The sequence below is a fragment of the Maribacter sp. R77961 genome (genome assembly GCF_044594925.1).
In the GTDB taxonomy this organism is placed as follows: domain Bacteria; phylum Bacteroidota; class Bacteroidia; order Flavobacteriales; family Flavobacteriaceae; genus Maribacter.
In genome coordinates, this window is the sequence record NZ_CP138991.1 from 3,465,362 (window position 1) to 3,490,821 (window position 25,460).

A 25,460-nucleotide genomic window follows, 5' to 3' on the forward strand; every position below is an offset into this window, starting at 1 on the left:
TCAAAAATACAGGACTTTTGCAGCAAGTTAAAAACTAACACACACTAGAAATGAAAAAAATGTATTTAGCATTTGTTGCGCTACTCATTGCAGCATCTGCATTCTCACAAGGAGTTACCACATCCTCAATGGGTGGTAAGATTACAGACGCTGCTGAAGAGCCACTTTTAGGAGCAAATGTAGTTGCTGTTCACGTTCCCTCAGGAACCACGTATGGCGCAATTTCTGATTTTGATGGTTACTATAGGATTGCCAACATGCGTGTAGGTGGGCCGTATAAAGTGACTATATCCTATGTAGGATTTAATGATTTCGTTCGCGAAAACGTTTATTTAAATTTGGGTCAGACAGAAAGAATAAATGCAAATCTAACGGAATCCGCAACTGCTTTGGACGAAGTTGTAGTTACTGGGGTCTCTAACGGAGTCTTTGGTTCTAATAAAACAGGAACAAACACTAATATTTCCCAGAGACAAGTTGCAACAACACCTGCAGCATCTCGATCTATTGCTGATTTTGTCAGGCTAACACCTCAAGCGCAATTAAGTGAAGGAGATGATGGTTTTTCTATATCGCTAGCTGGGCAAAACAATAGATATAACGCTATATATGTTGATGGTGCCGTAAACAATGATGTTTTTGGTTTGGCTGGTTCAGGGACTAATGGTGGCCAAACAGGTGTGAATCCACTATCCGTGGATGCTATTGAAACTTTTCAAATAAATATAGCTCCTTTTGACGTTAGGCAATCTGGTTTTTCTGGAGGGTCAATAAATGCAATTACTCGTTCTGGTTCTAATAATTTGGAAGGTTCTGCATATTTTTTCACTAGAAATGAAGGTTTAGTTGGAAAAACACCCACGGCTTTATTGAATGAAGGTGATGAAGCAGAGAAAGTAAGTGATTTTTCTGCTAATACTTATGGAGTCCGAGTTGGTGGTCCGTTAATTGAGGATAAGTTATTTTTCTTTTTGAATTATGAACGTAATGAAACTGAAATTCCTCAACCTTTTATTTTTAGCAATTACACAGGTCGTTCATCTGAGGCCGACTTAGCAGGCCTAAGTAGTTTCTTACAAAATAACTTTGACTATAACCCGGGAATTTTTGATGACAATACTCGAACTTTAGAAAGTAATACCTTCGTTGCTAAATTAGATTGGAATATTAATGAAAATCACAATCTATCTTTAAGACATAGTTACGTAGGTGCAGAAAACCTAGAAGCTAGAGGTTCTGGAAATCGTGGAATAGGCTTTATCAATGGGTCTGAATTCTTTGTTTCAAACACGAATTCTACAGCTTTAGAATTAAGTTCACGTTTTGGAAACAAGTACAGTAACAATTTAATAATTGGTCACACTTCTGTAAGAGATGATCGCGACCCTTCTGGAGATCCATTTCCCACTGTAGAAATACAAGATGGTGACGGAACTATTGATTTTGGTTCTGAGCCATTTTCAACAGCTAACTTGTTAAATACAGATTACACAACAATTACGAACAACTTTGAAATTTACGCAGGGAAGCACACCGTTACTTTAGGTGCTAACCTAGAATTTGCTACGGTTAAGAACTTATTTTTCGCCTTTAACTTCGGCTCTTATCTTTTTGAAGACCAATTTAATGATGATGGAGATTTAATCTCTAGCGGTTTAAATCAATTTCTTACAGGTCAAATTGCTAATGAATATCAACATGGGTATTCATTAGTTGGAGATGGTACCGTAGGAGACGAATCAAACGGTTCTGCAGATTTTAAAACATTCCAGGCAGGGTTTTATGTTCAAGATGATGTTCAGATGACGGATGACTTTAAATTGAGTATAGGTGCTCGTATTGATATTCCAACTTGGGAAGATGGAACGGCTAACGAGGCTTTTAACACGAATACCATACCTTTATTAGAAGCTGCAGGTAAAGACTTGCAGGGTGCAAGAGTCGGACAAGGTGTCGGTGTAGCTATGTTCGCACCAAGATTAGGATTTAACTGGGACGTAAATGGTCAAGGAACCACACAAGTTCGCGGTGGTATCGGTGTGTTTACTTCAAGATTACCTTTGGTATGGCCTGGCGGTACTTACAATAATAATGGTGTTACGGGTGGTTTTGCTTTTGATGCCACGTTCTTTGGTCCTGGAGCTGGACAGCCTTTTGAACCGGATGTTAATAATCAATTTAAAAATGTTGCACCAGGATCGGGTGGTTTAGGTGGTAATATTGATCTTATAGCTGAAGATTTTAAACTACCACAGGTAATAAAGTATAACATTGCTATTGACCAAAAGTTGCCATTATGGAATTTAATTGCTTCTGCTGATTTCTTGTATACTGATGTCATTACAGATATCTACTATGAGAACTTGAACCTTAGAGGACCGGTTGGCAACTATCAAGGAGCTGACTCCAGACCTTTTTATAATAGAGGTGATGAAATCGATGATACCTATGGTAGAATAATACTTGCTTCCAATACGGGAGGGGGTAATGCTACAAATGCGACATTTACATTAAGAAAGCCTTTTGAAAATGGCTTTGCTGGTTCTGTTTCGTATACGTATGGTGAATCAAATAAAATATTTGATGGTACTTCATCTCAGAACAGTTCGCAATGGAGAAATATTTTGACAGTTAACGGTAAAAATTCACCTAATCTTCCTGTCACTCGTTCTGATTTTGCATTAGGGAATCGTATAGTTGCAGACGCCTCATATCAGATTTCTTGGAATGACAATGTAAAAACAACGATTGCATTACTATACCAAGGATTTCAAGGAAGTCCTTATAGCTTTAGTTACAGAGAGGGTCGAGACATACTAAACGACGATTCTAGAGATAATGCGCTGATTTTCATTCCTGCAACTCCTGATCAAATACAGTTTACAGGTGATGATGCCGAGCAGGCCGCACAATGGGCGCAATTGGATAATTTCATTAACAGTAATGATTACCTAAGAGAAAATAGAGGAGGTTACGCAGAACGTAATGCCGAAAGAGGACCTTGGAGCCATATTGTAGATTTGAAATTTCTTCAAGATTTATCTTTTAATGTTGGAAATAAAAAACATACAATTCAATTAACCGCAGATGTTTTCAATTTCACTAATTTATTGAACAAAGATTGGGGTAGATTAAAATTTGCTCGTAGCGAAGTAAGTCCATTAACTACAATTAATTCTAGTGGTGATGTTCCAGTTTTTAGCATTAACCAAGGAGTTATGGATGAGAATGGTAATCCTGATTTTATAGAATTTGATGATGAAGGTATTCAATCTTCTAGATGGCAGGCACAATTAGGTCTTAGATACATTTTTAACTAAGAACTAATTAAATGATAAAAGGAGACCTTACAGTAATGTAGGGTCTTTTTTTATGCCCAAAATTCAGTACTTTTAGGATTAAAATAATTAGACGATGTACGAAACCATTCAAATGCTTCATTCCTACTTGGCCTATGTAGCACTCGTAGTTCTGTTTTTGGCGGTAGCTAATGCCATTACAGGGCTTATAGGGAAAAGAATTTTTAATATGAATAAAGATTTAAGACTTAGTCTTTTTGCCCTTATTCTTTGTCATATTCAGTTGTTAGTAGGGCTAATATTATACTTTGTTTCACCGAACGGTCTTAGTGCAATTCAGGAGTTTGGTATGGGAGGATTAACTTCCGCAGCCAGACTTTTAGCAGTAGAACATCCTACGATTAATATATTGGCAATTGTGGCCATAACTATAGGGTGGTCTAGGCACAAAAAGTTTGTAGAGGGTAATAAAAAGTTTAAAAGCATCGCTATTTTTTATGGAATTGGCTTAGTGCTAATTCTTAGTAGAATACCTTGGAGTCAGTGGTTTTAGATAAAACGATTATGAAAAAAAGCAGCTTTATTGTACTAGCACTCTTTTTGGTGACTGGCCTAAGTGCACAAACAAAGGCTTTGTTCAATGGAGAGAATTTAGAAGGGTGGACGGTTTATGGGACAGAGAAATGGTACGTAGAAGATGGACTTTTAGTTTGTGAAAGTGGGCCTGATGAACAATATGGATATTTTGCTACCAATGAACATTATAAAAATTTTGTGCTGGAACTAGAGTTTAAACAAGAGGCAGATGGTAATAGCGGTGTATTCATCAGATCAACGGTAGATGGTACTAAAGTTAGTGGTTGGCAAGTAGAAGTAGCACCCCCAGGTCATGCAACAGGAGGTGTTTATGAATCTTATGGTAGAAATTGGCTTATAAAGCCAGATCCTGAAAAGGATAAGGCCTTAAGAATGGGAGAATGGAATAAGATGAAGATAAGAATGGATGGTGATACCATTACTTCTTGGTTGAACGGAACTCAAATGATTACCCTTACAGATGAAATAATTGGTGCAGGCGAAGGATCAGTGGCACTACAAATTCATGACGGAGGTGGAATAAAAGTGAAATGGCGTAATATCCAACTTACGGAGTTAGAATAGAATATTCCAATTTGGACAAATCCATTATTACCTATTGAGGCTCATGAAATAGCTATTTCTTAACTTTTCCAAGCCAAATATTCAGTCAGCTTTCTTAATGAGATGTATATAAACAGGGAAATGGTCGCTATACCCACCAATATAGTTACCTCCTGCATAGGTACGCAGTGGATAACCCTTATATTTTCCCGTAGCATCAATTAAATAGGAGGGTGTGAATATACCTGCTTTCCAAAAACTATAACTACCACTAGATGTTCTAGTAAAATTGGCAGTCATATAAATTTGGTCAAAAATATTCCACTTATCTCTATAGGCTAAAGAACCCATTCCTTTTTTGAACATTTTCTCCATGGGTCCATAAAGATCAAGAGCATCTAGTTTTTTCTTTTTTCCTTTAACTTTTAATACTTTTTTGAAACTTAAATCTACCGGGTCATCGTTAAAATCGCCCATCCCAATAATTCTTACATTTGGTGTTTGTCCTCTTAAAGAATCAATAATTCTCTTATTTAATTTTGCTGCTGCCAATCGGTAAGGTCTGCTACGGAGCTCTCCGCCGCTTCTAGACGGCCAATGATTAACAATAAGATGAATTTTTTCGTTATCTAAGAGGCCTTCTACAACTAATTGGTCTCTTGTGTAATCTCTTTCTTCAAGATTATTGAACAATAGAAGTCTATGGCTGTTCGTGTTTATAGGTAGGAAAACGTCTTTTTTATAAAGTAGTGCCACATCTATACCTCTCTCGTCAGGGGAATCATAATGTACTATACCGTAGTTGTTGCCCCTTAGCCGCGGTTGATTAATTAAATCTAAGAGAACCTGCCTATTCTCTACTTCGCAGACGCCAATAATATCTGGAGAACTAGGATTGATTGGAGTTCCAATCTCAGAAATAACCTTAGATAAGTGCTCTAATTTTTGCTCGTAACGCTGTGTTGTCCATTGGTCTTTCCCGTCCGGAGTCCTGTCGTCATCAAAGATCAACGTATCATTTTTTGTATCAAAAAGGTTTTCAAGATTATAAAAGGCAATTGTTCTTAGTTGATACTTTTTTGAAGACTGGCAGTACCCAAGATTTAGAATAAACAAGGTTATATAAAATGTTAATTGTCTCATTGACTACATTTTATATCGAAAATAACACAAAAAACAACGAATTTTCGCACTATTATTCTTTTTATATAAATATATTGCAAAACCATTAACACCATTCACTAACCAAAAGTATGCATAGATTTCATCTATTTATACTACTTTTTTTGTGTCACAATTTAATGTTGGCTCAAGAAGATTTTTCAATCATTGGGACTATTTACAACGTTACCGATAAATCTCCGATACAAGATGTTTTGATTATGATTGAAGGTGAGCGGATTGCCACTAAATCGACTAAAACAGGTTCTTTTAAGGTATTTTTTGAAGTAGAAGGAGAATTTATCTTAAGCATATCTCATAGTAGCTATACAACAAAACGTATCCCAATACTTCTAGAGGGTAGCAACCTTGACCTAGGTACTATTTACTTGGATAAGGACATCACCTTTGAGAAGAAAGATAATTTAATTACAATAACAGATTCCGAACTTCTAGATGATGAGTCTAACGGTAATGCTTTAGGTTTGCTGCAGGCAACAAGGGATGTCTTTTTAACAAGAGCGGCTTTTGATTTTGGACAGGCTTTTTTTAGAGTAAGAGGTTATGATGCACAACATGGTGAGGTACTACTGAACGGAATAAGGATGAATAAACTTTTTGATGGAAGGCCGCAATGGAATAATTGGGGCGGTTTGAACGACGTTGTGAGAAATCAGCAATTTTCCAACGGATTAAATCCTTCTGATTTTACTTTTGGTGGTATTTTGGGCAATACCAATATTGACTTACGCCCATCAGGACTTCGGCCAGGTATCAGAATTTCCTCTTCCGCTTCTAATAGGACCTATACAGGGAGATTAATGGCCACTTATAATTCAGGGATACAAGATAACGGTTTAGCCTATATGTTCAGTGCATCTAGGAGGTGGGCAAAGGAAGGTTATATAGATGGAACCTTGTATGATGCGTATTCTTTTTACGGAGCGTTAGAGTATCAAATTAATAAGAAGAATAGCATCTCGTTGACCGCATTTTCAGCCGTAAACAGAAGAGGACGTTCTTCTGCGATTACGGAGGAAGTATTTGATCTGGCAGGAAAGCAGTATAACCCTTATTGGGGATTCCAAAATGGAACCATTAGAAATTCACGGGAACGAAGGGTTTCCGAACCAATGGTTTTGTTCAATTACTTTCATAAATCCAATAAGTTTAATTTAAATGCTGGGCTTGTTTATCAAACAGGTACGAACGCAAGAAGTAGGCTAGGTTATTTTAACGCTCCTAATCCTGACCCTACCTACTATCGATATTTGCCCAGTTTGTATATCAATAGTCCTATAGGAGCAAATTTTATAGGTGCAGAAATCGCCAGAAATAATTTCTTGCGAGCGCCACAACTAAATTGGGAAAGAATCTATGACGCTAACGATAATACTTCCTTAAATGGAAAAGCGGCTTATGTGCTCTATGATGATACCGTAGCGGACACACAATTTACGAGTAATATAAACGGTAATCTAAAGCTAACTGATAAGATAAAACTAGATTTTGGAATTACAAATACAAGTTTAAAATCTAAAAACTATGCAAAAATCGGTGATTTGTTGGGAGCGTCATTTCATGAAGATATCGATACCTTCTCCGACACTAGAAATAATATACTCGAGGATGTAAATAAAGGGGAAGGAGATGTATTTGGTTATAATTATGAATTTATTGTAAATAGATTTAATACATATGCGCAGTTGCGTGGAGATTTTGGAAAATTAAAAACATTTGTTTCTGGAAATTATACACATAACAGTTACGACCGAAATGGATTCTATGAAAACGAAAGATTTTTGGATAACTCTTTTGGAAAAAGTAACACTATTAGCTTCTCTAATTTTAGTGTAAAAGGAGGAATTACATATAAACTTACGGGAAGGCATTGGCTCTCATTGAACAGTGCATATATAAACAGTGCTCCTCTATTACAAAATGTATTTATAAACCCGAGAGAATCTAATGAAATAGTACCTAACCTACAGCAAGAACGTACAAGCACAGTTGACTTAAATTATTTCATAAGAATGCCAAAACTTACGGGACGTATTGGGGGCTTTTATACAAGGTTTCAAAATAAAACGGACATTAATTTTTTCTTCGTGGACTCTGGCGTGGGCTCTGATTTTGTTCAAGAAGTCTTAACGGATTTGGATAAACTACATCTAGGGACCGAACTTGGACTAGAGTACCAATTATCGGCTTCTGTAAAACTATCCGCAGTTGCTTCAATTGGCAAGTATCTGTACGCTAGCGACCCTGTGGTTACAATTAATTTTGACACGGCCTCTGCAGACGAGGAGCTTATAGATGTTAGTGGTTCTAAAAACCTAGGGTTTGCCGCTATAAAAGATTATAAGTTGGCGCAAGGACCGCAACAGGCCTTTGCCCTTGGATTAGAATATAGAGATCCAAAATACTGGTGGGTAGGTCTGACCACCAATTATCTGGCGAACAATTATGCCAATATCTCAACGATTACTAGGACGGCAAGTTTTTATATAAACCCGGAAACCGGTCAAAATTTTCCGGGCGCTACCGATGAAAACGTCCGTGATTTACTTGAGCAAAAGCCATTAGATAATTTTTATTTATTGAATTTGGTCGGAGGTAAATCTTGGTTAAAGAAAGGCAAATACATTGGGGTTTTCGCAAGTATAAATAATTTGTTCGATGAAGTTTTTAGAACCGGAGGTTATGAACAAAGCAGAAACGGCAATTTTGGTCAGTTAAGACAAGATAATTTAAGTGGTTCGCCCTCTTTCGCACCTAAATATTGGTATGGATACGGTCGTACTTATTTTTTGAACGTGGCAATTAGTTTTTGAAAAATTTATGTTGAATTTATATTTTACAGATAAACTGTTTAGAAGCATTGTGAAAATCCTTTTGGTGGTTCCCTTGCTTATAGGCTCTTATGGCTGTGTAAAAAGCAAGGTTTTTGAGGAGCCAGATTCAACTTGTGAGAGTGTTCTAATGGCCAATGCTACTTTTGCGGATATAAAGAGTCTGTATAAGGATAAGACCATTCAAATCCAGGAAGATTTTATAATAGAGGGATATATCATATCATCAGATCAAGAAAATAATTTTTTTGGTGTGCTGCATTTTCAAGATGCCGCGGAGAATCCGACGGATGGTTTTCAATTAGAGATAGATTTACGAAATTCTTATTTGTTTTATGATATAGGTGATAAAATTTTACTGAATGTTAAGGGCCTATATCTTGGAAAATCTAAAGGGGTCTTTAAATTAGGCGGAGTTTTTAGCTCTTTTGGTAATGAAATTGTTGGGAGACTACCTTCTGCTTCGGTTTTTGAAAAAGTGAAGGTTCGCTGTGGAGAAAGTAGAAATATAGTACCTACTGTAACTACAATTTTGGATTTAAAGGAGTCATTGGTAAATACTTTGATTACTCTTGAAGATGTAGAATTCTCAGAGGATGAACTAGGGTTGCTATTTGCTGAGGAAAGGGAGGAAACCGTCAGGAAATTAGTTGATTGTATCGATGAAGAACTTGTGCTTAGAACTAGCGGTTTTGCTAAGTTTCAAAGTAAATTTTTGCCAGAAGGCAGGGGTGATATAACAGGAATATTGACACAAGATGGGGATGAATACCAATTGATAGTGCGTAAATTAAATGATATTAATTTTGAAGAAGAACGGTGTGATGACCTCATTACAGAATTTACATCTTCTAATATTTTCTTTTCTGAACTGGCGGACCCTAATAATAATGCAGGAGCCAGATTTGTAGAAATTTATAATTCTGGGGATACAGCACTACCCTTAAAAGGTTGGACTTTATTACGCTATACAAATGCTAGTGCAGCGGTAAGCTCCTCCTTGGATTTGTCCGGTTCAGAAATTGATTCGGAAAGTACTTTGGTAATTTCTCCCAACGCCATAGAATTTGAATCCATTTACGGCTTTGCTCCTGAGATTGGTATTAGTACCAACTCTCCTGCAGATTCAAATGGAGATGATAATTTACAATTGGTTGATCCTTTTGGTACCGTTATAGATGTTTTTGGGGTCGTTGGGGAAGATGGGTCTGGCACGAATCATGAATTTGAGGATGGCCGCGCGCTACGAAATTTGTCCATAGTAAAAGGCAATAGTACCTACACGATTTCTGAATGGGAAATAAGTAATGATACGGGAGGGGCTGGTACAACTAACAATCCAAAAAATGCTCCAGAGGATTTTTCGCCAGGAATACGATTTTAATTAACAGGGAGTTTTGGATTCGATTATTCGTTGCAGGGATTCTTGTGTTAAAGGTTTAACTAAATAATCTCCTACCATATCATAAGATTTAGTCTTTTCGATATTTTTTTGACTTACAAAAGAACTTGCGATATAGATAGAACAATTTTCTCTTTGGGATAAGGGAATTTTAACGAATTCATCTAAAAATTCCCATCCATCCTTTCGGGGCATATTTAAATCTAACAAAATGACTTCTGGGAGGGAAATATTTTCAATTAGTAAACCTACTAAGCCATCGATTGCATCTTGGCCATCTGAAAAGACAAGTACGTTTTCACAGAAACCCTGTTCTTTCATCAGTTTTTTGGTCTGGAACGCAAAGAACTCATCATCATCAACGATACAACAACTTTTAAACTTACTCATTGAAATATTATATGCTGTTCAATTTTCAATTTGGGGGTATAATAACCAAGGTACATAATAAAAAGTGAAAACGAAATCGATATAGTGAAACTATTTAATTATGTTTAACCTATTGTCATCTTTTAGGCAGATTACAAAACAATATTTAAACAAAATTATGCGTACTTCGAGAGATTACATTGTTAATGCACCTAAAACACTTTCCAAATCATTGGGAGTAATAGGTTTTAAAATATAATTATTAACCCGTTGTTTATAATCTTTCACCTTTTCCAAATCTCTAGGGTCCACAGAAGAACTTATGATATATACTATGGTCTTTTCAAGATTACTATTCGGGATTTTAATGAACTCATCTAAAAATTCCCATCCGCTCATTATGGGCATATTCAAATCTAAAAAGATGACTTGAGGAATTTTGGTAGCTGACTGAGAAATTTCCAGAAGACCATCTAGAGCTTCTTGGCCATTATTGTAAACTATAATAGTTTCACAGAACTCTGTTTCTTTCATTATACGTTTGGTACCATATATGAATATGGGATCATCATCAATGATACAGCAACTTTCTATCTTACCCATAATTTAGTTTTTATCTTTTTTTTAATTTTATAAAAAAGGTCGTTCCCTTATCTACTTTACTTTTTAATGAGATAGATCCGTCCATTGACTCTATCTGGTTTTTGGTTATAAAAAGTCCAATACCTTTAGCTTCCTTGTGTGCGTGAAAGGTCTTGTACATTCCAAATACCTTACTTCCGTGTCTTTCCAAATCTATTCCCTGACCATTATCTTTAAATTCTATTTGAATATAGTTGTTTTTTGACGATGAGCTGACTGAAATAACTGGTTTTCTTTTAGGAGAACTATACTTTAATGAATTCGTATACAAATTTAGAATTATACTTTCTAAATATGCAGGTACCGCCATCACAAAATGCGATTTCTGTATGCTTATGTTCGTGGTAGCATCTTTCTCTTTTAATAAACCTTCAATACTTTTTTCTACATTGTTTACAACGTTGAGGAGACTTACACTTTGCATTTTTTCCAAAGCTCCCGTTCTTACTTGGACTACATCGTTTAAATGCTGTATAGTTTCTGATAAACCATTGGTCGCGTTACTTAGCATCACATTCAGATTTTCTCTTTCCTCTACACTTTCTTCATCTTTGAGGAATTTGGTCAACATGGATAAATTGGTAGAATGAGACCTTAAATTATGAGAAACAATATGAGCAAAATTCAAAAGGCTATCATTCTGTCCCTTAGTAACATCAACTAAAGTTTTAAGCCTTTTTTCCGCTTCTATTCTCGAAGTAATATTTAATACTTGTGAAATAAGGTGGCTTAATTGGCCATCTTCGTCATTCGCAGCCGTAACAGTAAGTAAGGTGTATAAAATGTGTCCGTCTTTGTGATAAAATCTTTTCTCAAATTGGTAGGTCGTTATATTTCCATCTAATACTTGTTGCAACAATTCCAGATCACTATCCAAATCTTCGGGATGTGTAATTTCCTGCCAAGTAATATTTAAGAATTCTTCTTGTGTGTAGCCAAAACTATCGCAAAGCCCTTTGTTTACAGAAATCCATTTGCCATCTAAACCAACCAAAGCCATACCTGCCACTAAGTTTTCAAAAGTATGGTTAAAGGATTCCTGACTACGTTCTAATTTTAATCTTGTTCTTTTAAGTTCCGTGATATCCCAATTGGCACCTATCATTTTAACAGCTTTGCCATTAGCATTTCGCTCTGTACTTGCTATAGCACGAATATTTCTAATGGCACCGTTAGGTCGGTTCACTCGGAATTCGGTGTCAAATTCTTTTTCGCCGGCAACAGCTTGGGCAATTTCCGCTCTACCCCGTTCTTTGTCATCTGGATGAACAACTGTTTCCCAGGCATCATAGACGCCAGTAAAATTTGTTTCTTTTACACCATATAATTTATACATGTTGGCATCCCATACAAGTGTATTATTAATTAGGTCATATTCCCAAATGCCTATATTTGCCGTATCTGTGGCTACTTTTAAGCGCTCGGTGACTTCTTTGTATTTAAGTTCTGTTTTCTTTTTTTCATCAATGTCTTGGAACGTGCCAAATATGCGCGCACATTTTCCGTTAATCATTTCCGTTTCTCCTTTTGCGCGCACCCATAATTCATTGCCTTTCGTGGTAACGATAATAAGTTCGGTATCCCATGGTTTACCTTCTGTGATGGCTAGATTAACCAATCTCGTGATTTTCTCTCTGGATTCCCCTTCCTTATAAAAATTAATACCTTCCTCTAAATTAGGGACATAATCGGGAGAAACCTCGTGTATAGTTTTTGTCATACTGCTCCAGTACAAGGTGTTTTTTAATAAATCTACTTCCCATCCCCCTATTCTAGCAACAACCTCAGCCTTTAATAAAAGTGCTTTTTCTCGTTGTTCCGCAGTAATGTCTTCCAATACAATAATAACTCCCCCAATTTTATCATCGTGGTTTTTCCAAGGTTTTATTCTCCACTTCAACCATTGAATACCTCCATCGTCAAGTATATATTTCGCCCCGGGATTTATATTTTTCTCACCTGTAAGGCTATGCTCTAAATCCTTCAGTAAGGGTATTGGAGTGTTTAAAAGGACATCAGTAAATTTTTTGCTTTTAATTATTGCATTAGTTAGACAAAATTGATTTACCCATTCATCCGAATAGCTTATGAATCTTAGATCTTTGTCAAGAATGGCAACCGCCGTGGGTGAATCCTTAATTAAAAAGTTTATGGATAGGGTTTCCAATTCAAGTGCATTTTTGTTTAAAGATACAGTTTTATTTATGCGTAGGAAAATATAATTAATTTGTAAGAAATTAACTAATTATCAATTAGTTATGGTTTTACTTACTGGAAATAAAAAAAGTGGCTCCGACAGAGCCACTTTTAACAAATTATGTTGTCTTATGAAATATTAAGCCAAATCAAAACGATCTAGGTTCATAACCTTTGTCCAAACTTTAATAAAGTCTTTTACAAACTTCTGTTCAGAATCCGATGAACCATAAACTTCTGCATACGCTCGCAATTCGGTATTGGATCCAAAAATAAGATCGGCACGGGTACCGGTCCATTTTATATTCCCGGATATTCTATCGCGGCCAGCAAAAAGCGTCTCGTTATCAGAAGTGTCTTCCCACTTCACACTTAAGTCCAAAAGATTTACAAAGAAGTCATTGGTTAGAACTTCTCTACGGTCTGTAAGAACACCATGTCTGGATTTATCAAAATTGGTATCCAACACACGCATGCCGCCCATTAAGACGGTCATCTCTGGAGCAGTAAGTTTCATTAACTGTGCGCGGTCAACTAACAAAGCTTCGGCAGAAGCCTTGTAATCTGTATTCTTATAATTTCTAAAGCCATCTGCCGCAGGTTCTAAGGCTTCAAAAGAATAGGCATCCGTTTGCTCCTGAGTGGCATCCATACGACCAGGTGTAAAAGGAACCGCTACCTCATGACCTGCATTTCTTGCAGCTTCTTCTATACCTGCAGCTCCTCCTAGAACTATTAAATCCGCTAAGGAAATCTTTTTATTTCCTGTTTGAGCCTCATTGAATTCTTTTTGAATTCCTTCTAAGGTTCCAATGATTTTGGAGAGCTCGGCCGGGTTGTTTACTTCCCAATTCTTTTGTGGTTCCAAACGTAGACGTGCTCCGTTTGCGCCACCTCTTTTATCAGAATCACGATAAGTAGAGGCAGAAGCCCATGCTGTGCTTACTAATTGAGATATGGATAATCCGGAAGCTAAAAGTCTTTTCTTCAATTCTGTAGCGTCAGTATCACTGATTAATTCGTGGTCGACCGCAGGAATAGGGTCTTGCCATAATAACTCTTCCTGAGGTACTTCTGGTCCGAGATAACGTGAAACAGGTCCCATGTCTCTATGGGTCAGTTTAAACCAAGCGCGCGCGAATGCATCTTCGAATGCTGCAGGGTCTTTATGAAAGCGCTTAGAAATTTCAAGATAATCAGGATCCATTTTTAGAGCCATATCCGCATCGGTCATCATCAAGTCTTGAGTAAGCGATGCATCTCCTGCTCTGGGTGCTTTTTTTGCCGCAGAGGCCGCAGTGGGTCTCCATTGGTTTGCTCCTGCCGGACTTTTAGTTAGTTCCCAATCATAACCTAACAGTACTTCGAAATAATCATGGTCCCATTTTGTTGGATTTGGTGTCCATGCTCCTTCAATACCACTGGTTATAGTATCATCAAGGACCCCGGTTTTATAACTGTTTTTCCAGCCCATGCTCTGCTCTGCCATCGTTGCTCCCGCTGGTTCTGGACCAACATATTCGTCTGGATTAGCTGCGCCGTGCGCTTTTCCAAAAGTATGTCCGCCGGCTGCTAGGGCGACTGTTTCTTCATCGTTCATGGCCATGCGGCCAAAAGTTTCTTTCATCAGTTTTGCGGTTCCCAAAGGATTTGATTCTCCATTAGGACCTTCAGGATTAACATAGATGAGTCCCATGTGGGAGGCACCTAAATTTGCTTCTAGAACATATTCGCCATCCGAGAAACGCTCTTCATTACCCATCCATTCTGTTTCTGAGCCCCAGTAAATATCTTCTTCTGGTTGCCATATGTCTTCACGACCACCACCAAAACCAAAGGTTTTGAATCCCATAGATTCCAAGGCACAGTTTCCTGTTAGTATCATTAAATCCGCCCAAGAAAGTTTTTTACCGTATTTCTTTTTTATAGGCCACAAAAGCAACCTTGCTTTATCTAAGTTGCCATTATCTGGCCAGCTGTTCAATGGAGCAAATCGCTGAGAACCAGAACTAGAGCCTCCACGACCATCTCCTATACGGTAAGTTCCGGCACTATGCCATGCCATACGGATCATAAAAGGACCATAATGACCATAATCGGCAGGCCACCAATCTTGAGATGTAGTAAGTGCTTCTACAATATCTTTTTTAACCGCCGCCAAATCCAACGATTTAAACGCTGTAGCATAATCAAAATCATCATCCATAGGATTGGTCAGTGATGAATTTTGACGCAGTACGTTAAGGCGCAACTGATTGGGCCACCAGTCTTGGTTCGTAGTTCCACCGCCGGCTGTCTGTTTTAGGCTACCTCCTAAATAAGGGCATTTGCTAGAATCATTAATATCCCATGCATTGCCATGAGGATTGTTGTCTTTATTGTCCATTGTTCTGTGTTTTTTATTGATGTCGTAAAGTTATTAAAACCTTACGCAATTTAAATAGATATAATCTTTATTATTATAATGGATGATTGATTTTATCTATGAGGTAAAAGGTGTTTTAGATATATTTAAAAGGTTTGGACTATTCTTTTTTAATAACTTCGGTTTATGAATATTACAGAATCATTTTTCGGTGCTATTAGAGATGGTAATTTTTCGAAGGTAAAAGAGCTACTTATGGAGTCTCCCGATTTATTGAATACAAGAGACCAAAGGGGATCTTCTCCCTTGATCTTGGCTACGTATTACAATCAAGAAGAAATCGTAGATCTGCTATTGGAACATGGAACTGCTTTAGATGATAAGGATGCATCTGGTAACACGGCATTAATGGGTGTTTGTTTTAAAGGATTCAACGGTATCGCCAAAAAACTCGTTGATAAAGGAGCAAATGTGAATGAAAGGAATGCTATGGGCAGTACGGCTCTTATCTACGCCGCTACCTTCAACAGATTGGAAATAGCTAAATTATTAATAGCTAATAAAGCGGACTCCTCTGTTAAGGATCAACGAGGAAATACAGCTTTGGATCATGCAAAGTTACAAGGAGCACCGGAGCTAATAGATCTTTTAGAGCCTTAAAACATGTTGCAGAAGGTAACCAATGGCTACTTTCTAAAGAAAGCACTTTTTACCATAAACCATAATATGGTACCTGCAAGTATAAGAGTTATTAAATTCCCGATGATTATGGGCATCTGATTATTCAGCATGCCATATAGCAGCCAAAGTCCTACACCAAGTACAAAAAGTACATACATAGGTAAGGACAAGCCTCCAGTATCTTTTGTTTTTATAGTTTTCAAGGCTTGGGGTAAAAAACTAGCAGTGGTTAAAACAGCAGCTAAATTTCCAATAATAGATATGATATCCATAAAAGTATAATTTAAAAGTGCAAAGTTGCTTTCAAAACTATACTGGTGCAACATCATTGTTTTCCTATTAATATGCTGTATTACCCTTAATTTTTTAAAAAATTATTAAAAAAGATAATTTTAAACATGATATACCATTATTTGACCAAATTGAAAGATGTAAATTTAAACCTATGAAAGTAGAAGAACAACTTACGCTGATAAAGCGTTTAAAATCGTTGGCAGAGACAGGTTTGGTTTATGTAGAGGATGATTACGCAAGAGAAAGGTACGAAGAGCTTCGTAAAATTAGTCTTCAGTTAATGGGTGCAATAACTAGCCAGCCCGTTAAGTTATTGAATGATTTTTTTCTAAGAGAAAAAGACTATCCAACCGTAAAGGTAGATGTTAGGGGTTTTGTTTTAAATGATAAGAATCAAATACTTATGGCCAAGGAAAGTATAGATGAAAAGTGGACAATACCAGGAGGATGGGCGGATATAGGTGACACTCCGACAGAGGCCGTCATTAAAGAAATAAGGGAAGAAACCGGCTTGGATGCCGAAGTGGTGAGACTTCTTGCTATTTATGATAAACGTTGCCATAACCATCCGCCAGAACCTTTTTATATTTATAAACTGATGTTTCTATGTACGATTACAGGTGGAAATTTGCAACATGGGTTTGATATGAAGGGAGCCGATTTCTTTTCGTTGAACGATTTGCCTCAACTTTCTGAACCTAGAATTTTAGAGAGTCAATTAAAACACTTGTTTCAGTTGGCCAATTCGGATAATCAATCCGTTCATATAGATTAATAATATGCAAGAAAGCTTAAAAGTAGTGCTTGTCCAGACCGCTTTGGTTTGGGAGAATCCGGAAAAGAATAGAGAATCATTATCCCGAAAGCTCAAGTCTTTGAAAGATGATGTAGATGTCATAATACTGCCCGAAATGTTTACTACTGGGTTCACCATGTCTCCGGAAAATATCCAAATAGAAGAGGGTGTAAAGACCGTAGAATGGATGAAACAGAAGGCCAAAACCATCGGTGCCGCTATCATAGGAAGTATTGTTTTTAAAGAAGAGGAAAACTATTACAATCGACTTTGGTTTGTAAAACCCGACGGAAGCACTAGTACTTATAATAAACGACATACCTTCACCTTGGCCGGAGAGGATAAAAAATATGTCGCAGGGCATAAAAAAATAATAGAAACCTATAAAGGTTTTAAGTTTTGTCCTCTTATCTGTTATGATTTACGTTTTCCTGTATGGAGCAGAAATATTGAGAATTATGATATATTATTATACGTGGCCAATTGGCCAAAACCAAGAATTGAAGCCTGGGATACCCTTCTTAAAGCTCGTGCTATTGAGAATATGATTTATTGTATCGGAGTTAACAGGATAGGCGAGGATGATATTGGCCATGAGTACCCTGGACATTCTTCAGTTTATGACGCTCTAGGAAAACAAGTTGCATTTTCTGATCAAGAGGAGCTAATAGAAGTCACCTTGTATAAAAACCATTTAAGAAAAACTCAGCATGCCTTAAGGTTTTTGGACGACAAGGATAACTTTAATCTATTAGATTAAATGTTTCTATCTTTTCCCAATTGGCACGCATTTCAATTAAGCTAGGATAGTAACTTACCTTTTCTGGTTGTATATTTTTAAGGTAATTTCCTGTATCCCACTGCTTATTGCCATTTTCATCAAATATAATACGAACCATATATTTTCCTGGGTCTAGGTTGTTGAAGTCAAAAACTTGAGGTCCCGTTGCATAAATTTCTCTTTCGGTTTTTCCTTTCTCGTTGGTCAATTGTACAATTAAAGGATAGCTAATATTAGTACCATTTAAGTTCAAGCTTAAATTACCAAAATCGGCTAAGCTTTTTGTAGATAAAGAATAGTTGATGGTATCGTTGGTCTCCTCAAAAAAATCTTGAATAGCACCTGGTAAGAGTTCAATTTTGTAGTTTTCATTTGGTTCTACCATAAAATCAAAATTTAATTTATTAGCAACGCTATCTAATTTTATGGAGTAGGTAACGGCGGTAGAATCCTTTGCTATCATTTTAATTTTAGAGGTGTCCAATACTACTATTGGTGTATTGACGGCTATACTAAATTTTTTTCCAAAATCTAGATTTCCTATTTGACTGGGCGTAAGGCGAAGTGAATCAACTCCAACTTTTCTGTTTTTGACAGTAAACGTGTCTATGACCTTGAGCGCATCATTGGTAACTGTAAACACAAGGGAATCCATTTCAAAAGGGGTAAACCAATAGTTTAGGGTGTCCTTATCATATTCTTTCAATACAGTAGTTTTAACGGTATCGGGAATTATGGAAATGGAATTTATCATAACGTCTGTACCTTCACCATAGTACCCGAAGCTAATTCTATTTTTTGCCGCTAGAGAGGGAACAGCGGCCCCGTAATCAGGTATTTCTTTAAAGAGGGTCAAGAGATAAATAGAATCTGTGGGTAAATTTATAGTGTCTTTTGTGAAACCAATCTTGTCTGTTTTTTGATTAAATATATTATCCTTGGCTTCATCCTTTACCGCAAAAAGTGCGTATTTGCCTTCCTTTAGGTTTTTAAGTCTAAATATCACTGTGCTATCTAAGGTATTGGTAATATAATTTGGAGGTTTTTGATAAAGCGTAGAGTCGGTGTAGGAAGAATCTATCTTATAGAGCATTACACTAATGAAATCATCAGCATCTTTGTTAAATGCATCTTTAACTACACCTGCCAGTTCCAATGAATCAATGTAGTCTCCAGTGGAAAATACATAGCTTAAAAAACTATTTGGATTTTCTTCGTTATTGTCTACTATACTCTGGCCAAAATTCAGGGTATATGTTGTATTTTCTAAAAGAGTGTCCTTTAATGTAATTTCAACATATTTATTCGCTCCGCCTTGCGGACTTAACAAAGGAGGGTATTTAAGAGGAGGAGAAACGATTAGTTGCTCCTGGACATCCTTTAGTTTTACCAACTCATCAAAGTAAAGTCTAATTTTCTTAGACTTAAAGTTAACCGTCATATTCTCTGGTTCCGCCCGTGTTAGTATAGGAGGTGTTTCATCCTTTGGACCTCCTGTTGGAGTTCCTCTATTGGCACATTGATACGATGCAAATGCCATGAGAAAAATAAAAAGATAGGCTAAGATTTTTCGGAACATCACTATAATTTCTAGAACAAAGAAACAACATATTTTATAGAAAAAGGAAATCATTCAACAACGGCCATGCTGGCAATGTAAACAATAGTTCCTTTAATTTTTTTCAGTGGTTGTGCACAGATTTCCATAGTCGCACCCGTGGTAATTACATCGTCTACCAAAAGTATTTTTTTATTTTCAAGAATTTTCTCATCTGTTACCTCGTATAAAGACCTATTGTCATACCACCTTGCCAATCTACTTTTTTTGGTTTGGGTTTTAGTATTGGCGGTCTTTATGAGGACATTATCTAGATAGCTACTGTTTAGATGAAAGGCTAACCGTTGCGCAAATAAGGAGGTTTGATTATAGCCTCTTTTTTTTAATCTTTTTTTATGTATTGGTACAGGAATAACGTAGTCCACTTTTTCCAAATAATTATTCTCACTTATTTGCTGTCCAAACCAATCTCCCAAAAAGGCGCCGATTTGCTCTTGATTTCTATACTTGAGATTATGAATAAGGTTCTTTACAATACCTTGATTGGAGAAAAATAAGAGTGAATTGGCCTTTTTAATGTTAATTCTGCCATAAAAAATACGGTCAACCCTGTTTTCATCGTTAAAGGTATAATCGGTGAGCGGCAAATGATGTCGACAAACGGTACAAAGAAGTTGCTCTCCTCCGTTTAATCGCGCATTACAACCAAAACATACCCTTGGTAATAGGAGGTTGTTTATAGCATTTAGTATATTTGGTAGCTTGTTGCGAAACAAATCTTAAGTATTCTATTAACCTACTATAAGGCCAACTTTATTGATGGACAGTCAAGATAATAAATTCAATTATAAAATAATACTTGCTGCTTTGGTCGCCGTTATCATAGGCATTCTAATTGCATTTTACTACAGTTACGCACAGTCTAAGACACAAATTAACTTTTTAGAGCAGGAAAAAGATATTCTAGTAAAAGACCTTACTATTATGAAAGCCGATGTAGATCGTCTTTCTGCTTTAAGTGAAATGAACGAAATTGAGTTAGAAGATTCCAAATATAAAGTACAGCAATTGTTGGACTCCGTTGGTAGATTAAATTTTACCGTTGGTAAATTAAGGGAGTTCAAAACAGAGCTTAGAAGGTTGGAGGCTAAGAATGATAGTTTGAAATTGAAGAACAACTTCCTACGTTACAATAATATGTTACTTACGGATAAGTATGATGAAACCCGAAAGGAGATAGAAATCCTTAGGGCAAATAGTAGTTCTTTGGCGGAGGCAGAAGCGTTACAGCGTCGTAAAATAATGGAGCTGAATCAAAAACTGAAGACAAAAAGTTACCTAAAAATGGACTTTTCAGAAGGCAAAGGATTTAGAATAAGAGGAACACGACCAGTAGTGACCAATAAAGCATCTACAATAGAAAAGATAAGGGGGTGTGTAACTATTTTGGCGGACCCCAACGAAGGTGAGGAAGAAAAGGTTATTTACTTACAGTTTCTAGATCCGGATAAACAGATTATAGAGGATAACGCAAATACTATTACGGTTAATGGTAATATCTACAGTAAACGTGTAGCATTTATATATATGGGAATAGAAACTTCCGTTTGCGAAGCGGTTACGGTTCCCGAAGGTTCCTTAAAGGAGGGTACGTATACACTCAATGTTTTTGAGGACGAACGTCTAATTACTTCTTCTGAATTTCAATTAAAATAATTATACTTCTTTAGGGCTAAAATTCTATTTTTGCGGCATGGCAAATCAAGAAGATAGTTTTAAGAAAGTAATATCCCACGCTAAGGAATATGGTTATGTATTCCAATCTAGTGAAATTTATGATGGATTAAGTGCCGTATACGATTACGGACAAAATGGTGTTGAGCTAAAAAAGAACATTAGAGAGTATTGGTGGAAGGCCATGGTACAGCTAAATGATAACATAGTTGGACTTGATAGCGCCATCTTTATGCATCCTACTACCTGGAAGGCATCTGGGCACGTTGATGCGTTCAATGACCCCTTAATAGATAATAAAGATTCTAAAAAGCGATATAGAGCAGATGTGCTTATCGAAGATTATGTCGGCAAGTTAGATGCTAAAATAGAGAAAGAGGTCAAAAAAGCGGCGAAGCGTTTTGGAGATGCCTTTGACAAGGAACAGTTTTTGGCCACCAATCCACGAGTGGTAGCTTATCAAGAGCAAGGAAAGGCTATTTTGAAACGTATGGGATCATCTTTAGAGAATGAAGATTTAGCCGATGTTAAAGCGCTTATCGAGGAATTAGATATTGCTTGTCCTATGTCCGGGTCTAAAAATTGGACGGACGTAAAGCAATTCAACCTTATGTTCGGAACAAAGCTTGGCGCCAGTGCGGATAGTGCTATGGACCTTTATTTAAGACCAGAAACCGCTCAGGGTATATTTGTAAATTTCTTAAATGTTCAAAAGAGCGGAAGAATGAAAATTCCTTTCGGGATTGCCCAAACTGGGAAAGCTTTTAGAAATGAAATAGTTGCCAGACAGTTTATCTTTAGGATGCGTGAGTTTGAACAAATGGAAATGCAGTTTTTCATTCAGCCAGGGACGCAAAAGGAGTGGTATGACACTTGGAAAGAAAAACGCATGAAATGGCATCTTTCTTTAGGGCTTGGACAGGATAACTACCGATTCCATGATCATGATAAATTAGCGCATTATGCTGATGCTGCCGCAGATATAGAGTTCCGTTTCCCATTTGGTTTTAAGGAGTTGGAGGGGATTCACTCCCGAACGGATTTTGATCTATCCAAACACCAAGAATTCTCTGGAAAAAAGCTACAGTATTTTGATCATGAAACAAATAAGAACTATGTTCCTTATGTTTTGGAAACATCCATAGGTCTTGATCGTATGTTCTTAGCGGTCTTTTCTAATTCGTTACAAGAAGAAGAATTGGAAAACGGTACTACCAGAACGGTACTTAAATTACCGGCGGTATTGGCACCTACAAAAGCAGCCATATTACCATTGGTCAAAAAAGATGGACTACCGGAAATAGCTAACGAAATTATAGACGACCTTAAATGGGACTTTAATGTGTTGTACGATCAAAAAGATGCTGTTGGTCGCAGGTACAGAAGACAGGATGCCAATGGCACCCCTTTGTGTATTACAGTTGATCATCAGTCAAAAGAAGACGGCACGGTCACCATTCGTCATAGAGATTCTATGGAGCAGGAAAGAGTGGCAATTACAGACTTAAAATCAATTATACACAAGGCCGTAGATATGCGTACTTGGTTAAAGAAGATGGAGTAGGTTATAGGGTGTAACTAAGCTTTAGACTACCATAGTAATTTCGGTCGTTTCCAGGATAAAAGTAACGCGGTTCCCTGCCGCCAAAACTATTGGCGTTAATTAAAACGGACTGTGCATATTTAGTATTGAAGACATTGTTGATTCCAAAGTCAATCCCAAGTAGCAATTCGTTAAACAATGCTGTCTTGTACCCCAAACGTGTATTGATTACGGAAAAAGAATCACTGAATAAGGTTTCCTCGTCACGAAGCGATATTTTATCTACAAATTGATGAGTGGTGTTCCAATACAAACCGTTTCCAAAATTAGTCTGTAGGCCAGAAACTATGCGGTGTTTCGGTACTCCGGTTAGTTGATTTCCCGAAAAATCCTCGTCCCCGTCAACAAAATCTATAAAGGAATGATTACTAAAAGTATAGCTCACAAAAGGAGTGGCACTTATTTTTTCTGAGAGCGAGAGTCTGTAACTCAGGTCTAAGTCTAAACCTTGGTGTTGGGTTTTACCTGCGTTCCTTCCTATGAACTGATCATCTCCAATACGTTCGGCGACTAATAGGTCGTTGATGCGCATATGGTATAGCGCAGCCTCTATCGTAAATGCTCCATCAGTTTTTCGTATTCCCATTTCGTAGTTCGTGCCTGTTTCTTGTTTAATGTCGGGATTAATTATACCGTCCGGCGTAAGGGTTTCTTCTAAGCTGGGGTTTGAGAATCCTCGACTAAAATTTGCGTAAAGCTCGCTATCATCACCTAGTACATAGGTTATGTCTAGACTAGGAAGGAAAAGGGCCTTAAAATTCCTTTCTGCACTTTTATTAAGCGCTCCAGTATTGAATAAGTCCCTAAAGTCATAGTTGGTCTTATTTATGTTTATGCCCATTTGCGCAGTAAACTTTGGAGAAATAGGATAGGCGACGGTGGCAAAACCATTGAACTGCCTACGAAATTCCTTGTTATCTGATAGTCTATCACCCTGTAAACTGCCGTTCCCATTATTTTCTTCATACAAATTTTCAAAGGTTCCCCAGGTAAATTCGTCCTTGTAAAGTTCACCTCCAAACGTGTATTTTAAATTCTTCCGTTTGGTGCCAAGAGCACCTGAGAATAAGGTTCGAAAGCCATATCCATTGGTGTATTCATCCAGTATATTAAAGGGTCTGGGCTCGTAGTGGTCTAGATAAGTATAAAACAAACTCGTGGTATTTCTAAGTTTAGCACTATGCTTGTAGGTGTGTGAAAGACCAATAAGGGTGTAATTATTACTTTCAAAACCTTGGGCAGACCTCCAAGTAAAAGCGGCTTGAGTAGGGTCTTCATCAAATGCAGATTGACTTATACTACTCGCTATTTGAGCCGTGTAATCGATATGGTTCACTAGAAGCCCAATTTCACTTTTTGAACTTAGTTTAAAGTTAGAATTTAATAAGATTCCGTCTCGCTCAAAACGATTGTTTTCTCGGAAGCCATCAATTTCCATATGACCATATTGCAGTGATAGATGAAAGTTTTCATCAGAATGTACAAATCCTAGACTATTTTTGAAAAGCCCATAAGAACCTAAGGTAGTATTGTTGGAAAATCTTGTAGGCTGATTGCGTATCTTTTTAGTATTCAACACAATTGCCCCACCAAGGTTAGTGCCAAAACCAGTTGCCTTAGGACCTTTTATGATTTCCATGGAAGTAAGATTTTCCAAATCAAAGGCTTCTATGGTAGAAAACCCCGTTCCATTGGTAACGGGAATATTATTATAGTATAAACGTAGTTTGTCCGTACCAAAAGGAGTACGTGCCCCGACTCCACGTATGGTAATTCTATTGGTGTTCAATGCACCTGATAGCGCATAAACTCCAGACACTTGATTAATAGAGTTAACCAGATCAACAGGACTGTAATTTTGAAACACTTTGGTGCCAATAATTTTAGACGGAATAATACCAATACTATTTTTTGCCGTTAAGGTGTCAATTACCACTACTTCGTTCAATATGGTAATGCTATCTTTTTCCCGGGAATTTTGGCATAAGCCAACAGCTAGGAAAAAAAGAAAAAAGGGTAATGAGAGGTGTTTCATGAAAAAAGTTGAAGCTTCAAAAATAGGATTTTAAAATCGAAATCCGATAGACAGACCCGCCCTATACATAAATGAATTTTGAAAATCTTCAGGGTTAATATTTCGCCCTAGTCCACCATTGATTTCTAGTGTAAAACGCTCGCTTCGAGTTGCCCATTTGGTTCCGAGCCCCAGTCCCAAGGCCATAGTTCCGAAATCGTTATTACGGCTTCCAAGTGTTTCTGTCAAATCTTCATTTTCGCCAGTGTAGTAGAGACCAAAAGCTTCTGCAAAGAAGCCACTTCTGGGATTGTAGCCAAAGTAGGCGCGTAAGTTTGGGCCAATTCCAAAATTACCATTGTAATCGGTAGCATCACCATTAAAATATAAAGTACCTCCAATACTAGTATCCTCGTTTAAATAATACTCATAGGAACCTTCAACGGTTGTAGTAGCCAAAAAATGACCAATGTTAAATTTTACTTCGTGGTTATTGGCAAAAGAAGAATAGGCTTGCCCTATCACTAGATTTGATGTTAAAACAAAAATGGAAATAAAAAGTACTTTTCTCAT

The 25,460-nt window shown here is 37.1% G+C and carries 20 protein-coding genes; 10 read left to right on the plus strand and 10 right to left on the minus strand.

Annotated elements, in window-relative coordinates; all coding sequences use genetic code 11:
* The first annotated feature begins 50 nt into the window (after positions 1-50).
* From SJY09_RS14920 to SJY09_RS14930, 3 genes are all read left to right on the plus strand, one after another.
* The gene (locus SJY09_RS14920) at positions 51-3,320 is read left to right on the plus strand and encodes a carboxypeptidase regulatory-like domain-containing protein (RefSeq protein ID WP_396636496.1); all 3,270 of its coding nucleotides are present in this window, start codon (positions 51-53) and stop codon (positions 3,318-3,320) included.
* Between the two features lie 94 nt (positions 3,321-3,414).
* Positions 3,415-3,852, plus strand: coding sequence for a hypothetical protein (locus tag SJY09_RS14925; RefSeq protein ID WP_396636497.1), 438 nt, complete (start codon positions 3,415-3,417; stop codon positions 3,850-3,852).
* An 11-nt stretch (positions 3,853-3,863) separates the two neighbouring features.
* Positions 3,864-4,460 carry a DUF1080 domain-containing protein gene (locus tag SJY09_RS14930; RefSeq protein ID WP_396636498.1) on the plus strand — a complete coding sequence of 199 codons (597 nt, stop codon included), beginning with the start codon at positions 3,864-3,866 and terminating at the stop codon, positions 4,458-4,460.
* 81 nt (positions 4,461-4,541) lie between these two features.
* Here SJY09_RS14930 and SJY09_RS14935 read toward each other — a convergent pair whose 3' ends face one another.
* The gene (locus SJY09_RS14935) at positions 4,542-5,582 is read right to left on the minus strand and encodes an endonuclease/exonuclease/phosphatase family protein (protein ID WP_396636499.1); all 1,041 of its coding nucleotides are present in this window, start codon (positions 5,580-5,582) and stop codon (positions 4,542-4,544) included.
* Positions 5,583-5,692: 110 nt separating this feature from the next.
* Between SJY09_RS14935 and SJY09_RS14940 the strand changes: the two genes are divergently transcribed.
* Positions 5,693-8,434 (plus strand): TonB-dependent receptor, encoded by a 2,742-nt coding sequence (locus tag SJY09_RS14940; RefSeq protein WP_396636500.1) that lies wholly within the window; start codon positions 5,693-5,695, stop codon positions 8,432-8,434.
* 7 nt (positions 8,435-8,441) lie between these two features.
* Positions 8,442-9,836, plus strand: coding sequence for a DUF5689 domain-containing protein (locus tag SJY09_RS14945; protein ID WP_396636501.1), 1,395 nt, complete (start codon positions 8,442-8,444; stop codon positions 9,834-9,836).
* Here SJY09_RS14945 and SJY09_RS14950 read toward each other — a convergent pair whose 3' ends face one another.
* From SJY09_RS14950 to katG, 4 genes are all read right to left on the minus strand, one after another.
* Entirely contained in the window at positions 9,837-10,244 is a 408-nt protein-coding gene (locus tag SJY09_RS14950; RefSeq protein ID WP_396636502.1) for a response regulator, read from the minus strand.
* Between the two features lie 174 nt (positions 10,245-10,418).
* Positions 10,419-10,826, minus strand: coding sequence for a response regulator (locus tag SJY09_RS14955; protein WP_396636503.1), 408 nt, complete (start codon positions 10,824-10,826; stop codon positions 10,419-10,421).
* A gap of 10 nt (positions 10,827-10,836) precedes the next feature.
* Positions 10,837-13,032, minus strand: coding sequence for a PAS domain S-box protein (locus SJY09_RS14960; RefSeq protein ID WP_396636504.1), 2,196 nt, complete (start codon positions 13,030-13,032; stop codon positions 10,837-10,839).
* Positions 13,033-13,200: 168 nt separating this feature from the next.
* The gene (gene katG / locus SJY09_RS14965) at positions 13,201-15,447 is read right to left on the minus strand and encodes a catalase/peroxidase HPI (RefSeq protein ID WP_396636505.1); all 2,247 of its coding nucleotides are present in this window, start codon (positions 15,445-15,447) and stop codon (positions 13,201-13,203) included.
* Positions 15,448-15,612: 165 nt separating this feature from the next.
* On the opposite strand from katG, the gene SJY09_RS14970 reads away from it, so the two are divergent.
* Entirely contained in the window at positions 15,613-16,086 is a 474-nt protein-coding gene (locus tag SJY09_RS14970) for an ankyrin repeat domain-containing protein (RefSeq protein WP_396636506.1), read from the plus strand.
* A gap of 26 nt (positions 16,087-16,112) precedes the next feature.
* Here the strand turns inward: SJY09_RS14970 and SJY09_RS14975 are convergent, their stop codons facing one another.
* The gene (locus tag SJY09_RS14975) at positions 16,113-16,379 is read right to left on the minus strand and encodes a SemiSWEET transporter (RefSeq protein ID WP_396636507.1); all 267 of its coding nucleotides are present in this window, start codon (positions 16,377-16,379) and stop codon (positions 16,113-16,115) included.
* A 173-nt stretch (positions 16,380-16,552) separates the two neighbouring features.
* Between SJY09_RS14975 and SJY09_RS14980 the strand changes: the two genes are divergently transcribed.
* Together SJY09_RS14980 and SJY09_RS14985 are read left to right on the plus strand one after the other, a co-directional pair.
* Positions 16,553-17,176, plus strand: a complete 624-nt coding sequence (locus tag SJY09_RS14980; RefSeq protein WP_396636508.1) for an NUDIX hydrolase N-terminal domain-containing protein — start codon at positions 16,553-16,555, stop codon at positions 17,174-17,176.
* Between the two features lie 4 nt (positions 17,177-17,180).
* Positions 17,181-17,957 (plus strand): nitrilase family protein, encoded by a 777-nt coding sequence (locus SJY09_RS14985; protein ID WP_396636509.1) that lies wholly within the window; start codon positions 17,181-17,183, stop codon positions 17,955-17,957.
* Here SJY09_RS14985 and SJY09_RS14990 read toward each other — a convergent pair.
* Together SJY09_RS14990 and SJY09_RS14995 are read right to left on the minus strand one after the other, a co-directional pair.
* Positions 17,941-19,557: an Ig-like domain-containing protein gene (locus SJY09_RS14990; RefSeq protein WP_396636510.1), complete on the minus strand. Its 1,617-nt coding sequence runs from the start codon at positions 19,555-19,557 to the stop codon at positions 17,941-17,943. The two genes, SJY09_RS14985 and SJY09_RS14990, sit on opposite strands and share 17 nt — an antisense overlap.
* A 50-nt stretch (positions 19,558-19,607) precedes the next feature.
* On the minus strand, positions 19,608-20,312 hold the full coding sequence (locus SJY09_RS14995; RefSeq protein WP_396636511.1) for a ComF family protein: 705 nt from the start codon (positions 20,310-20,312) through the stop codon (positions 19,608-19,610).
* A 43-nt stretch (positions 20,313-20,355) separates the two neighbouring features.
* Here SJY09_RS14995 and SJY09_RS15000 point away from each other — a divergent pair, with 43 nt between their 5' ends.
* Both SJY09_RS15000 and SJY09_RS15005 read left to right on the plus strand, forming a co-directional pair.
* On the plus strand, positions 20,356-21,252 hold the full coding sequence (locus SJY09_RS15000; protein WP_396636512.1) for a hypothetical protein: 897 nt from the start codon (positions 20,356-20,358) through the stop codon (positions 21,250-21,252).
* Between the two features lie 37 nt (positions 21,253-21,289).
* Positions 21,290-22,834: a glycine--tRNA ligase gene (locus SJY09_RS15005; RefSeq protein WP_396636513.1), complete on the plus strand. Its 1,545-nt coding sequence runs from the start codon at positions 21,290-21,292 to the stop codon at positions 22,832-22,834.
* 1 nt (position 22,835) lies between these two features.
* On the opposite strand, the gene SJY09_RS15010 is transcribed toward SJY09_RS15005, so the two are convergent.
* Positions 22,836-24,908, minus strand: a complete 2,073-nt coding sequence (locus SJY09_RS15010) for a TonB-dependent receptor family protein (RefSeq protein WP_396636514.1) — start codon at positions 24,906-24,908, stop codon at positions 22,836-22,838.
* 30 nt (positions 24,909-24,938) lie between these two features.
* A complete protein-coding gene (locus SJY09_RS15015; protein ID WP_396636515.1) occupies positions 24,939-25,460 on the minus strand; it encodes a hypothetical protein in 522 nt (173 codons plus the stop codon).

Coding starts and splice junctions, on each gene's coding strand:
- SJY09_RS14920 (WP_396636496.1), top strand. CDS start 51: ATGAAAAAAATGTATTTAGCATTTGTTGCGCTACTCATTGCAGCATCT.
- SJY09_RS14925 (WP_396636497.1), top strand. CDS start 3,415: ATGTACGAAACCATTCAAATGCTTCATTCCTACTTGGCCTATGTAGCA.
- SJY09_RS14930 (WP_396636498.1), top strand. CDS start 3,864: ATGAAAAAAAGCAGCTTTATTGTACTAGCACTCTTTTTGGTGACTGGC.
- SJY09_RS14935 (WP_396636499.1), bottom strand. CDS start 5,582: ATGAGACAATTAACATTTTATATAACCTTGTTTATTCTAAATCTTGGG.
- SJY09_RS14940 (WP_396636500.1), top strand. CDS start 5,693: ATGCATAGATTTCATCTATTTATACTACTTTTTTTGTGTCACAATTTA.
- SJY09_RS14945 (WP_396636501.1), top strand. CDS start 8,442: ATGTTGAATTTATATTTTACAGATAAACTGTTTAGAAGCATTGTGAAA.
- SJY09_RS14950 (WP_396636502.1), bottom strand. CDS start 10,244: ATGAGTAAGTTTAAAAGTTGTTGTATCGTTGATGATGATGAGTTCTTT.
- SJY09_RS14955 (WP_396636503.1), bottom strand. CDS start 10,826: ATGGGTAAGATAGAAAGTTGCTGTATCATTGATGATGATCCCATATTC.
- katG (WP_396636505.1), bottom strand. CDS start 15,447: ATGGACAATAAAGACAACAATCCTCATGGCAATGCATGGGATATTAAT.
- SJY09_RS14970 (WP_396636506.1), top strand. CDS start 15,613: ATGAATATTACAGAATCATTTTTCGGTGCTATTAGAGATGGTAATTTT.
- SJY09_RS14975 (WP_396636507.1), bottom strand. CDS start 16,379: ATGGATATCATATCTATTATTGGAAATTTAGCTGCTGTTTTAACCACT.
- SJY09_RS14980 (WP_396636508.1), top strand. CDS start 16,553: ATGAAAGTAGAAGAACAACTTACGCTGATAAAGCGTTTAAAATCGTTG.
- SJY09_RS14985 (WP_396636509.1), top strand. CDS start 17,181: ATGCAAGAAAGCTTAAAAGTAGTGCTTGTCCAGACCGCTTTGGTTTGG.
- SJY09_RS14990 (WP_396636510.1), bottom strand. CDS start 19,557: ATGTTCCGAAAAATCTTAGCCTATCTTTTTATTTTTCTCATGGCATTT.
- SJY09_RS15000 (WP_396636512.1), top strand. CDS start 20,356: ATGGACAGTCAAGATAATAAATTCAATTATAAAATAATACTTGCTGCT.
- SJY09_RS15005 (WP_396636513.1), top strand. CDS start 21,290: ATGGCAAATCAAGAAGATAGTTTTAAGAAAGTAATATCCCACGCTAAG.
- SJY09_RS15010 (WP_396636514.1), bottom strand. CDS start 24,908: ATGAAACACCTCTCATTACCCTTTTTTCTTTTTTTCCTAGCTGTTGGC.
- SJY09_RS15015 (WP_396636515.1), bottom strand. CDS start 25,460: ATGAGAAAAGTACTTTTTATTTCCATTTTTGTTTTAACATCAAATCTA.